General features: G+C 70.6%; 8 protein-coding genes. 2 read left to right on the top strand and 6 right to left on the bottom strand.

All coding sequences use genetic code 11. From position 1 onward, the window contains the following. Complete coding sequence (locus tag IC63_RS10420; RefSeq protein WP_036719970.1) at positions 1 to 1,164, top strand: nucleotide sugar dehydrogenase; 1,164 nt, start codon at positions 1 to 3, stop codon at positions 1,162 to 1,164. 76 nt (positions 1,165 to 1,240) lie between these two features. Here the strand turns inward: IC63_RS10420 and IC63_RS10415 are convergent, their stop codons facing one another. The 6 genes from IC63_RS10415 to trkA form a co-directional block, all read right to left on the bottom strand. After that, on the bottom strand, positions 1,241 to 3,454 hold the full coding sequence (locus IC63_RS10415) for a catalase (protein ID WP_232222581.1): 2,214 nt from the start codon (positions 3,452 to 3,454) through the stop codon (positions 1,241 to 1,243). A 28-nt stretch (positions 3,455 to 3,482) separates the two neighbouring features. After that, the gene (locus IC63_RS16990; RefSeq protein WP_052042094.1) at positions 3,483 to 4,571 is read right to left on the bottom strand and encodes a molybdopterin-dependent oxidoreductase; all 1,089 of its coding nucleotides are present in this window, start codon (positions 4,569 to 4,571) and stop codon (positions 3,483 to 3,485) included. A 186-nt stretch (positions 4,572 to 4,757) separates the two neighbouring features. Then, a complete protein-coding gene (locus tag IC63_RS10405) occupies positions 4,758 to 7,382 on the bottom strand; it encodes a DNA translocase FtsK (RefSeq protein WP_036719968.1) in 2,625 nt (874 codons plus the stop codon). A gap of 2 nt (positions 7,383 to 7,384) precedes the next feature. After that, a complete protein-coding gene (locus IC63_RS10400; RefSeq protein ID WP_036719966.1) occupies positions 7,385 to 8,566 on the bottom strand; it encodes an aminotransferase class I/II-fold pyridoxal phosphate-dependent enzyme in 1,182 nt (393 codons plus the stop codon). Positions 8,567 to 8,692: 126 nt separating this feature from the next. Further along, positions 8,693 to 10,327, bottom strand: a complete 1,635-nt coding sequence (locus IC63_RS10395) for a TrkH family potassium uptake protein (RefSeq protein ID WP_036719964.1) — start codon at positions 10,325 to 10,327, stop codon at positions 8,693 to 8,695. Between the two features lie 11 nt (positions 10,328 to 10,338). Next, complete coding sequence (gene trkA / locus IC63_RS10390; RefSeq protein WP_036719961.1) at positions 10,339 to 11,712, bottom strand: Trk system potassium transporter TrkA; 1,374 nt, start codon at positions 11,710 to 11,712, stop codon at positions 10,339 to 10,341. Between the two features lie 65 nt (positions 11,713 to 11,777). On the opposite strand from trkA, the gene IC63_RS19245 reads away from it, so the two are divergent. Further along, on the top strand, positions 11,778 to 11,944 hold a 167-nt coding region (locus IC63_RS19245), incomplete at its 3' end, for an NAD-binding protein (RefSeq protein ID WP_198026298.1).

Below are 11,944 nucleotides of genomic sequence, written 5' to 3'. Positions count from 1 at the left end.
ATGAAGATTGCCGTCGCCGGTCTGGGCTATGTGGGTCTGTCGCTGGCCGTGCTGCTGGCGCAGCGCCACGAGGTGGCCGCGCTGGACGTGGCCGCGGCGCGTGTCGATGCCGTCAACGCCCGGCAGAGCCCCATCGAGGATGCCGAGATCAGCGAGTTCCTCTCTGCCCGGACGCTGGACCTGACCGCGACTCTGGATGCGGCTCAGGCGCTGGCCGGCGCCGAATATGTCATCGTCGCCACCCCCACCAACTATGACCCGCGCCACAACCACTTCGACACCTCGAGCGTGGAACAGGTCATCGCACTGGCCCGCCGTCATGCCCCCGACGCCACCATCGTCGTGAAATCGACCGTGCCGGTGGGCTTCACCGACCGGATGCGCGCGGAACATGGCACCGGCGCGATCCTGTTCTCGCCCGAGTTCCTGCGCGAGGGCCGGGCGCTGTGGGACAACCTGCACCCCTCGCGCATCGTCGTGGGCGACACCACGCCGGCCGCCCACCGCTTCGCCGATCTGCTGGTCGAGGGCGCCGAGGCGACCTGCCCGGTGATCTTTACCGGCTCGACCGAGGCCGAGGCCATCAAGCTGTTTTCCAACACCTATCTCGCCATGCGGGTGGCCTTCTTCAACGAGCTGGACAGCTATGCGCTGACCAAGGGGCTGGACGCGCGGCAGATCGTCGAGGGCGTCAGCCTCGATCCCCGCATCGGCGGGCATTACAACAACCCGAGCTTTGGCTATGGCGGCTATTGCCTGCCCAAGGACACCAAGCAGCTGCTGGCGAATTACGAAACCGTGCCGCAGAACCTGATCGCGGCGGTGGTGGAATCGAACCGCACCCGCAAGGACGTGATCGCCGACCAGATCATCGCGCGGCGTCCGACATGCGTGGGGGTGCACCGGCTGGTGATGAAGGCCGGGTCGGACAATTTCCGCGACAGCTCGACCCAGGGGATCATGAAGCGGATCAAGGCCAGGGGAATCTCCTGCATCGTCTATGAACCGGTGCTGACCGAGCCGCATTTCTTCAACTCGCCGGTGGTCAACGACCTGGCCGAGTTCAAGGCGCGGGCCGACCTGATCCTTGCCAACCGGATGTCGCCGGACCTGGCCGACGTGGCCGACAAGGTGTTCACCCGCGACCTGTTCGGCGGCGATTGATCGGCACCGCGCGCTGAACGGCAGAGGAGCCGCCGCGGTGTCCCCGCGGCGGCCCCCGAGTTCGCGTGCGGGCGGCTTACAGCGCCGGCCAGATCGTCTTTTCGCGGTCCCAGTTCCGGTCGGCCAGCTTGGCGATCAGCCCCTGCGCATTGCCGGCGTCGAGGACGAAGTCGTCCTTGGACACCCCCGCCTTGTCCAGCAGCGGCTGGGCCTCGGCGGTGTGGGCGATGGCCTTGAGATGGGCGAAGCCGTCCGACAGCCAGTCCAGCGCCTTCTTGTGCCGGGTCAGCTGGTCGGCGCCTTCGGCCGAAGCCACGACCGCGAGCGCGTCGAAGGTCACCGAGGGCGCCCCATCCAGCTGCGCGTCGGCCGCGATCTCAGTCCCCCCGGCCAGCTTGACCGCGCCGACCTTGGGCGCCAGCACCATGACCGAGGCCTCCGCCGCCTTGGCCGCGGCCTTGAGTGCGTCGACCACGGCCCCGTCGGCGCCGTCGGTCACCAGGATGCCCAGCTTGCGACCCTTGGGCGCCGGCACCGGCTGCTTGAGGATCGACAGCTTGTCCGACACCGGCAAGTCGACCGGCGCCACCGCGGCCTCGGCCGCCGCCGGCAGCGCCATCGCCATGCCGTCGGCCACCCGCTGCGCCAGCGTCTCGTCGATGTTGCGCAGGTGCGACAGCACCGTCTCGCGGACATGCATCAGCGCGACCTTGGACAGCTCGAACACCAGCGCCGAGACGACATGGCCCTGTTCGACGTCGGTCAGCGAGCGGAAGAACATCCGCGGCTGGCTGTAGTGGTCGGCGAAGGTCTCGGCCCGGATGCGAAGCTTTTCGGTCGGCGCCTCGCGGCCCAGGTCGGTGACCGGGCGCGCGGTGATGAAGCCGCCGCGGGTGTCGGCGCGGGGGCCGCCCACCTCGCCCGCCTTGTCCAGGGAGTTCGGCTCGTAGCTGGCGCGGCCCTTGGGGATCTGCATCTGCATCATCCCGTCGCGCTGGAAGTTGTGCATCGGGCAGCGCGGCGCGTTGATCGGGATCTGATGGAAGTTCGCCGTCCCCAGCCGCGATTTCTGCGTGTCCAGATAGCTGAACAGCCGCCCCTGCAGCAGCGGGTCGTCCGAGAAGTCGATCCCCGGCGGCACGTTGGACGGGCAGAAGGCGACCTGTTCGTTTTCCGCGAAGTGGTTGTCCACGTTGCGGTTCAGGGTCATCGTCCCGATCAGCTGGACCGGCACCTCTTCCTCGGGGATCAGCTTGGTGGCGTCCAGCACGTCATAGGGCTGCTTCTCGGCCCAGGCCGGGTCGATCACCTGGATGCCCAGGTCCCACTGCGGGAAGCCGCCCTCGGCGATCGCCTCGAACAGGTCGCGGCGGTGATAGTCGTTGTCGGCGCCCTGCAGCTTGGCCGATTCGTCCCACAGCAGCGACTGCACCCCCAGGCGCGGCTTCCAGTGGAAGCGGACGAAGGTCGACTTGCCCTCGGCGTTGACCATGCGGAAGGTGTGGATGCCGAAACCTTCCATGAAGCGCAGCGAGCGCGGGATGGCGCGATCCGACATCGCCCACATCACGTTGTGAAGCGTCTCGGGCATCAGCGACACGAAGTCCCAGAAGGTGTCATGCGCGGAAGCCGCCTGCGGATAGCCGCGGTCGGCCTCCATCTTGACCGAGTGGACGAGGTCGGGGAACTTCATCGCGTCCTGGATGAAGAACACCGGCGTGTTGTTCCCGACCAGGTCCCAGTTGCCCTCGGGCGTGTAGAACTTGACCGCAAAGCCGCGGATGTCGCGGGGGGTATCCACCGACCCGGCGCCGCCGGCGACGGTCGAGAAGCGGGCGAACACGTCGCAGCTGTTGCCGGCCTTCTGGAACAGCGCCGCGCGGGTGAGTTCGGGGATCGCCTTGGTGACCTCGAAGGTGCCATGCGCGACCGATCCGCGGGCGTGGACGATCCGCTCCGGGATGCGCTCGTGGTCGAAGTGGAAGATCTTTTCGCGCAGCACGAAGTCTTCCAGCAGCGTCGGCCCGCGCGCGCCCAGCCGCAGGCTGTTCTGGTTGTCCGAAACCGGGATGCCCATGTTGGTGGTCAGGCGGGTGCCGGCGTCGCTGACGGTTTCCTGCAGTTCGTCGCCATTGCCGCGGGTGGCGGTAAAGGCCGCGGTCACCGCGTCGCTGTTGGTGTCGTCATGCACCGGGCGCTGTTCGGCCGGGTTCGGGGTGCCGGTCTTGCCGTCGGGCATGGGGGCCGCGGCCTTGGGGTCTGCAGGTTTCTGTTCCGGGGTCTTGGCCATGATGAGGCTTCTCCTGAGTGAAAGAGGGTCAGAGGATGACCCGGCCGTCGCTGCCGACGGACCAGGTCCGGATTTCGTTGACGTGCCGCCCCGCGAGGCGCGCGGGCGCGAGGGCCCATGCGCCAGCCGGAGCCTGGGTCGCGCCGGTGCTGTCGGTGGCCCGCGAGGCGACGGTCAGCGGCCTTCCGTCCCACCTGACCTCCAGCACGAACCGCTGCAGCGCGCCGCGGTTCCCGGCCGGGGTGACGCGGGCCGCCTGCCAGTGCCGGCCACCGTCCAGCGTGACGTCGACGGCGGCGACGGACCCGGCGCCGGTCCAGGCCAGCCCCTCGATCCGGGCCGCGCCGGGGCGCAGCGCGGTGGACCGCGACGGCGAGGTCACGACCGAGTTCACTGCCAGCACATGCGACCAGCGGCCGCCGCGGCTGGCGTGCAAGCTGTCGGTTGACTTGCCGCCGGCGGTCGCGGCGGTCGCGGCGGTCGCGGCGTCCCAGCGATCGGCGGACAGCTCGACGGCCGAGACGCCGCGCATCCACAGCGCGCCCTCCCATCCCGGCACCACCAGACGCAGCGGGCCGCCATGCCAGTCCCCGACCGGGACGCCGTTCATGGCGGTCGCGATCATCACATCGTCGGCGGCCTTCCAGGCCGGCAGCGCGACGGTGCCGTCCAGCCCGTGCACCAGCACCGCGGCGTCGGCATCGCAGCCCCGCAGGTCGATCAGGTCGGACAGCGCCACGCCCTGCCAGTCGGCGGCGTGCATCTGCCCCAGCACCACGTCGCAGCCCCCCGCGCCAGCGGCCGGATCGGCGCCGTTCCCGGCCAGCTCGAAAACGACATTCGCCCGCCGCTGCGGCGCCCGGGCCAGCTGGCGCAGCGTCACCCGGCGGCCCTCCACGGTCAGGCGGCTGCTGCCCGCCTGCGGCGAGAAGCCGGCCGGGGCAAAGCACAGCGGCGTCGGGGTGACGGTGCCGGTCATCTGCGACAGCGGCGTGAAGCGGGGCGGCATCCCGGCGGCGCGGGCGCGCCCGGCGGTCAGCGGAACGGCGCCCGCCGCGACCGCGCCGGTGGCCAGGGATGCGGCCAGAAACCCCCGGCGGTCCAAGTCAAGCGTCACCAGCCAATCTCACTTTCATGTGCGAAAATCTTTATGTGAACGCCTGACCAGACTGCCGGTTGCTGTCCAGATTGTCGCATTAACAAGTGTTGGTCGAGGCCCCGCAAAACGGAAGCCCCCGATGGCCACGATGACCCCCGGGGGCTTTCACCCGGCTGACAGGGGCCGGACATCTTTGTTAGCCGGTCACACCTCGGGCACCAGCACCTCGCGCTTGCCGACGTGATTGGCGGGGCTGACGACGCCCTGCTCCTCCATCTGCTCGACGAGGCGCGCCGCCTTGTTATAGCCGATCGCCAGCTTGCGCTGGATGTAGCTGGTCGAGCACTTGCGGTCCTTGGCCACGATCGCCACCGCCTGGTCGTACAGCGCGTCGTCCGACCCGTCGGTGGCGAGGATCGCGTCGATTTCCGCGTCGCGCTCGTCGTCGGCGCTTTCGATCACGTTCGACATGTATTGCGGCGGGCCGAAGGACTTGAGGTGGTTGACGACCTCCTCGACCTCTTCGTCGCTGACGAACGGCCCGTGGACGCGGGTGATGCGCGAGCCGCCGGCCATGTAGAGCATGTCGCCCATGCCCAGCAGCTGCTCGGCCCCCTGTTCGCCAAGGATGGTGCGGCTGTCGATCTTGCTGGTCACCTGAAAGCTGATCCGGGTCGGGAAGTTCGCCTTGATCGTGCCGGTGATGACATCGACCGAAGGGCGCTGCGTCGCCATCACGATATGGATGCCCGAGGCGCGCGCCATCTGGGCGAGGCGCTGGATGCAGGCCTCGATCTCTTTCCCGGCGACCATCATCAGGTCGGCCATCTCGTCCACGATGACGACGATATAGGGGAACTTCTCGGGCTGGAACTCCTCGGTCTCGAAGACCGGCTCGCCGGTGTCCTCGTCAAAGCCGGTCTGCATGGTGCGGCGGAACATCTCGCCCCTGGCGAGCGCCTCGGCGACGCGGCCGTTATAGCCCTCGATGTTGCGCACGCCCATCTTGGACATCTTGCGGTAGCGCTCTTCCATTTCCGAGACGACCCATTTCAGCGCCACCACGGCCTTCTTGGGGTCGGTCACGACGGGGGAAAGCAGATGCGGGATGCCGTCATAGACCGACAGTTCCAGCATCTTGGGGTCGATCATGATGAGGCGGCATTCCTCGGGCGTCAGCTTGTAGAGCAGCGACAGGATCATGGTGTTGATCGCCACCGACTTGCCCGAGCCGGTGGTCCCGGCGATCAGCAAATGCGGCATCTTGGCGAGGTTTGCCACCACCGGCTCGCCGCCGATGTCCTTGCCAAGCGCCAGCGGCAGCGGCATCGAGGTGTCGCCGAAGGCGCGGGCCGACAGGATCTCGCGCAGCACCACCTTTTCGCGGCGCTGGTTGGGGAGCTCGATCCCGATCACGGTGCGGCCGGGCACGGTCGAGACGCGCGCCGAGAGGGCCGACATGGACCGCGCGATGTCGTCCGACAGGCCGATGACGCGGCTGGCCTTCAGCCCCGGCGCGGGTTCCAGTTCGTAAAGCGTCACCACCGGGCCGGGATGGACGGCGGTGATCTGGCCCTTGACGCCATAGTCGTCCAGCACGGCTTCCAGCATCCGGGCGTTCTCGGCCAGCGCCTCCTGGCTCAGCGTGTGGCGTTCGACGGTGCCGGGGGCGGCCAGAAGCGCGAGCGGGGGCTTTTCATAGCCGTTGGCGGCGCTGTCGAAGGCGAGGCTCGGCTGCGCCTCGGCCACTGCCTGGCGCGAGGGCGCGGCCTTGCGCATCGGCGGCATGACCACGCGGCTGGTATCGGTCTGCGGGGCAGGGGCGACGGACTGGGCGCGGCCGGTCAGGCGGGCGGTGACGGCGGACAGGACCGAGCGGGCCTCGCCTTCGTCGGCCCCGGCTTCGGCACGGTGGCGGATCGCGTCGCTGATCCGGGCGCTGACCTCGGCCGCGTCGGGGGCGGGCTCGTCGTCGGCATAATGGGTCTGCGGCTCGATCAGTTCGGATTGCGGCACCGGCGCCAGCGCCGCCGGCTCGGCGGGGGCGCGGCGCAGGCGCGACAGCAGCCCGGCGGGCAGGGCGTCCGGCTCGACCGACGTCTCGGCGGCCTCGCCGGCCAGCCGCAGGCGGCGCGCCTCGGACCGGCGGCGCACCTCGCGTGCGGCGGCGACCGAGGCCGAGGCGCTGCGCCCCAGCAGGGTCATCAGCAGTTCGTAGGCGGTGGCGAGCCCGGTGGCCAGGAACCGGCCGATCCCCATCAGCTCGCGCCGGTCGAAGCCCAGCACGAAGGCCGACAGCGCCACCGTGGCGATGGCGGTCAGGAAGGCCAGCAGCTTGAGCCCCACCGCGGGCGCGAAAGGCACCATCTGCAGCATCGCGCCCATCAGCATGTCGCCCAGGTGCCCGCCGAGGCCGAAGGCCTGCGTCCAGCCCGCCGGCGGCACCATCGAGGTCGCATAGACCGAGGCCAGCACCATCGCCAGCGGGGTGAAGACGCCGCGCATCAGCCGGTCCTCGCCCCGGTGCAGCATCAGCCGCAGCCCCCAGCCGATCCCGGCCACCGGCAGCATCCACGCCCCGTAGCCCACGATCATCACCAGCGCCGAGGCGACATAGGCGCCCAGCCGGCCCAGCAGGTTCTGCGCCGGCTGGTCGGTGGCCGTGCCGATGCCCGGATCGTCGGGGGAATAGGAAAACAGGATCATCGCCAGCACCACGCCCGCGACGATCAGGCCGGCCCCGGCCAGTTCCTTGCCGCGTCGTTCCAGCGCCGCCTGCGTGGTCTGGTCGAACAGCGGATCGCGGTGTTTCGCCTGCCAGCTGGCCATCGTCATCCCTTCCCGTAAAGCGTGTCGCGGATGCGGGTCAGCGCATCCTCGGTCTCGGCCGCGGGCCCGACCAGGGCTACGCGGATGAATCCCTGGCCCGGGTTCCCGGCCGCGGTGTCGCGCGACAGATACGCCCCCGGCAGCACCTGCACCCCCGCCTCGGCCCATAGCTGCCGCGCGGCGGCCTCGCCATCCCCGACCGGCAGCCACAGGAAGAACCCGCCCTCGGGCGGCAGGTAGCCGGGCACGTTGCCGAAGATGCGGTCGGCGATGGCGTATTTCGCCTGATAGAGGGCGCGGTTTTCGATGACGTGATCCTCGTCCGCCCAGGCCACCTCGCTGACCCGCTGGTGGGGCAGGGGCACCGGGGCGCCGGCGTAGGACCGCAGGATGCGGAACCGGGCGATCGCCTCGGCCGAGCCGGCGGCAAAGCCGGACCGCAGGCCGGGCAGGTTCGACCGTTTGGACAGCGAGTTGAACATCATCACCCGGTCGGGCAGGCCCATGCCCTCGGCCACCGCCAGCGCGCCGGGCGGGGGGGCGTCGCGCCAGATCTCGGAATAGCACTCGTCGGCGAAGACCAGGAAATCGTGGCGCTCGGCCAGCTCGATCAGCCGTTCCAGATAGTTCCGGCCCGCCACGCTGCCCTGCGGGTTGGCGGGCGAACACAGGTAGCAGATCGCGGTGGCGTCCAGCGTCTCGGGGTCCAGCGCGGCGAAGTCGGGCAGGTGGCCGGTCTCGGGGGTGGCGTTCACGAAGACCGCCTGCGCGCCGACCGCGGCGGCGGCGACGGCGTAGACCTGATAGAACGGGTTGGGGATCAGGATGACCGGCTGCCGGCCACCCTTGCGTTCCGGGCACAGCGCGAGGGCCGCGTTGAACAGCCCCTCGCGGGTGCCGTTCAGGATGGTGATCCGGTCGGTCCCGACCCGGATCCCGTGCCGCGTCCCCAGCCAGCCCGAGATCGCCGCCAGCAGTTCGGGCGTGCCGTCATTGGGCGGATATTTCCCCAGCTCGGCCACCGACCGTTGCAGCGTCGGGGCGACGAAATCGGGGATGCCGTGGCGCGGCTCCCCGATGGTCATCACCACGGGGTCGGGGCCGGGAGTCACCCCGGCCAACAGCTTCCGCAGGCGCGGAAACGCATAGTCCGGGAGGTTCGAGAACCGCTCGGGGGAAACCATTGCTGCCTCACAGTCACGGGATCGTGCCGCCCCGTTTGGCCGCAGAGTATCGGCAAAGCGCCGATGCGTCCAGCCAAAGCGAATCAGTGGGCCGGGGAAATGCGGCCCCTTTTCCGGCCGCGCCGGTCAGCGCCGCCAGGCGCCCGGGGTCAGCAGCGCGAGGATAGCCAGCATCTCGAGCCTTCCGGCCACCATCGCGGCCGCGAGGATGGCCTTGGTGGCGTCCGACAGCCCGGCCCAGCCGGCCCAGGGCGACCCGGCGATGCCGGCGCTGCCCTCGAATGCCGGGATCAGCGGGATCGCCTCGGCCAGCTGGCCGGTATTGGTCAGCGCCGCAACGCTGAGCATGGTGGCGGTCTCGAAGGCGACGGGGCGCAGCGACACCAGCGCGATCGTGGCCACGATGGACAGCGCAAAGACCATGAAGAACACGAAGGACAGATAGGCGCCGCTGCCCCGCAGTCGTCGGGTGATCGGGCCGCCGCCGGCGATCGAGGCGGGGTGCACGATCTTGTCCAGCTCGCGCCGCGCGTGCAGCCCCAGCGCGAACACCCGCAGCAGCTTGACGCCGCCGGCGGTGGTGGCGACGCCGCCGCCCATGATCGCGAGCCCGGCCAGCATCAGCCCCGGCGCCGACAGCCCCGCCCAGGCCCGGGCGCCGTCCCAGTGGACCGAGGTCCAGCCGGTCGTGGTCAGGAACGACAGCGCGGTGAAGGCGCTGCCCCAGGCCGCGGCGGCGGCGCGGGCGAGGCCCCCGACCAGCGTGTCGGCGGCCGGCTCGGGTGTCGCCACGGGCTGCACGGCCTCGTCGAAGGCGCCGATGAAGGGGCGCAGGAACAGCGCCAGCGTGACCAGCAGGATCAGTCCGGCCGCCATTCGCAGTTCCGGGTCGCGGCCGACACGGACGCTGGCCTTCAGCTCGCCGCCGCCGGGCCAGGCACGGCGGGTCAGCGCCGCCAGCAGGAACAGCACGACCAGCGCCTCGGCCGCCAGCCCGCCGCTGGCGCCGACCGGGTCGCCGGTCAGGCCGATGCCGCTGGTCGACAGCGTCCCCATCGCCCGGATCAGCGCGTTCAGCGCCTGGTCTCCGGTCATCATCAGCAGGACCCACAGCGCCAGCGTCGCGCCCGCGTAAAGCGGCACGATCGCCTGCCCCCAGCGGATCATCCGCAGCGCCGGGTCGGCCAGATGCGCGGCATAGTCGCGGCCCGGCCGCAACTCGGTCCGGGCGGCCGGACCCTCGAGGCGGCCAAAGCGGGCGTCGGCGCCGGCCGAGCGGTCCATCAGCTCGAACCCGCCGACCCGCAGCGGTGCCATCATCCCGATGGCGGCGACCAGGATGAACAGGCCCCCCAGCCAGCCCACCGTCGCCCGCCACAGGTGCAGCGCCGGGTGGACCTTGTCGGCGGCATACAACGTCGCGCCGGTGGTGGTCATGCAGGACAGCATTTCCCACCAGGCGTTGAAGAGGCCGGTGTCCCGCATCACCGCCGCAAAGGGAACCGCGGCGAGCAGCGGCAGCCCGGCATAGACCCCGATCAGCGTGCCCAGCACGCCCTGCGCGGGTGCCGTCGCCGGCGCCGCGGCGGTGGCCAGCGCCACGATCACGCCGAGGGTCAGGAACCCCAGCGCCGACACGGCGAAGGCGGCGGCGATCTGCCGGTCGCCGGTCGCCGCCGCGTGGGCGGCCGGGATCAGCATCGCCGCGGCAAGGACCAGCCCCGCGATCACCAGCACCGGCAGGCGTCCGATACGGTCCACCGGCCCGCCCCTCAGAACCAGTCGGCCGAGACCTGCAGCAGGCGCTCGACCTCTGCGACGTCGCCGGCGAGCGCGAAGATGAGGATCAGGTCGCCCGGCTCGATCCGCGTGTCTGGGCGCGGCTTGATGACCTCGCCCTTCTTTTCGACGGCGGCGATCAAGGCGCCCCGGGGCAGCTGCATCTCGCGCACGGCGACGCCGGCCAGCGCCGATCCGGGCAGGATCTGCGCCTCGATCAGCTCGGCCTCGGCGTCGCCCAGGGCATAGACGTCGCGCACCAGGCCGCGGCGGATCAGCCGCAGGATCGACGAGACGGTGACGGCGCGGGGGCTGATCTGGGCGTCGATCCCCAGGCTCGCCGCCAGCGGCAGCAAGGTCGGATCGTTGACCAGCGCCACCACCATGCGCGCCCCGGCCTGCCTGGCGCGGACGGCGGCGAGGATGTTGGTGCGGTCGTCCTCGGTCAGGGTGACGACGGCGTCGGCCTTGGGTACCCCGGCCTCGGCCATCAGGTCGGCGGCCATGCCGTCGCCGTGCAGCACGACGACGCGGTTCAGCCGTTCGGCCGCGCGCTCGGCCCGGTCGCGGTCGCGTTCCAGCAGCTTGACGTTCATGCCGGTGCGCCGGTCCAGCTTCTGCGCCACGGTCAGGCCGATATTGCCGCCGCCGATTAGCACCACCCGCTCGATCCGGCGCGGCGGCAGGCCGAAGATGTCCAGCGTCCGGGCCACGTCGGTTTCCGGCGTGACCACATAGGCGCGATCGCCGGCATGCAGCTGGTCGGCGGGCTCGGGGGCAAAGAAGCGCTCGCCCCGGCGGATGCCAACGACGACGGCGCGCAGGCCGAAGAAGGTCTGGTCGAGCTGCCGTAGCGGCGTGTTCAGGATCGGACAGTCCTGGTTCAGCGCCAGCCCCATCAGGCGGACGCGGCCGTCCATGAAGGTCTCGGTGTCAAAGGTCGAGGGCGCGTCCAGCCGCGACAGCGCGGCCAGCGCGACCTCGCGTTCGGGGCTGATCACCACGTCGATCGACAGGCTGTCGGCCTGGTAGAGGTCGGAATATTCCGGCAGCAGATAGCCGTGCCCGCGCAGCCGGGCGATGCGGCGCGGAACGGTGAACAGCGCGGCGGCGACCTCGCAGGCGACGATGTTGACCTCGTCCGAGGCGGTGGCCGCGATCAGCAGGTCGCCGTCATGCGCGCCGGCGCGGTCCAGCACGTCAGGGTGGCTGGCATGGCCGACGATGCCCTGGACGTCCAGCGCGTCGTTGGCCTGCTGGATGAGGCGCTCGTCCTGGTCGATCAGCACCACGTCGTGGCGTTCCGAGGACAGCTGCCTCGCGATCTGCCAGCCGACCTGGCCCGCACCGCAGATGATGACCCGCATGGTGTTCCGTCCTTCCCGCGCCCGTCACGCATAGGCGTTGGCGGGCGCGGGAAGGACGGAACACCATGCGGGTCATCCTCTGCGGCGCGGGCCAGGTCGGCTGGCAGATCGCGCGGCAGCTGTCCTCGGCACGCCACGACGTGGTGTTGATCGCCCAGGCCGAGCGCCCCATCCCGCAGGCCACCGGCGCGCTGGCCGCCCAGGGCGTCGTCGGCCCGTCCGGCCCCCCTGG

The organism is Paracoccus sphaerophysae (assembly GCF_000763805.1).
Classification (GTDB): Bacteria; Pseudomonadota; Alphaproteobacteria; order Rhodobacterales; family Rhodobacteraceae; genus Paracoccus; species Paracoccus sphaerophysae.
This window is presented reverse-complemented; position numbering and strand designations above follow the sequence as displayed.

Excerpts from the sequence above, each read along its gene's own strand:
- IC63_RS10420 (WP_036719970.1), top strand. The coding sequence starts at position 1 with ATGAAGATTGCCGTCGCCGGTCTGGGCTATGTGGGTCTGTCGCTGGCC.
- IC63_RS10415 (WP_232222581.1), bottom strand. The coding sequence starts at position 3,454 with ATGGCCAAGACCCCGGAACAGAAACCTGCAGACCCCAAGGCCGCGGCC.
- IC63_RS10405 (WP_036719968.1), bottom strand. The coding sequence starts at position 7,382 with ATGGCCAGCTGGCAGGCGAAACACCGCGATCCGCTGTTCGACCAGACC.
- IC63_RS10400 (WP_036719966.1), bottom strand. The coding sequence starts at position 8,566 with ATGGTTTCCCCCGAGCGGTTCTCGAACCTCCCGGACTATGCGTTTCCG.
- trkA (WP_036719961.1), bottom strand. The coding sequence starts at position 11,712 with ATGCGGGTCATCATCTGCGGTGCGGGCCAGGTCGGCTGGCAGATCGCG.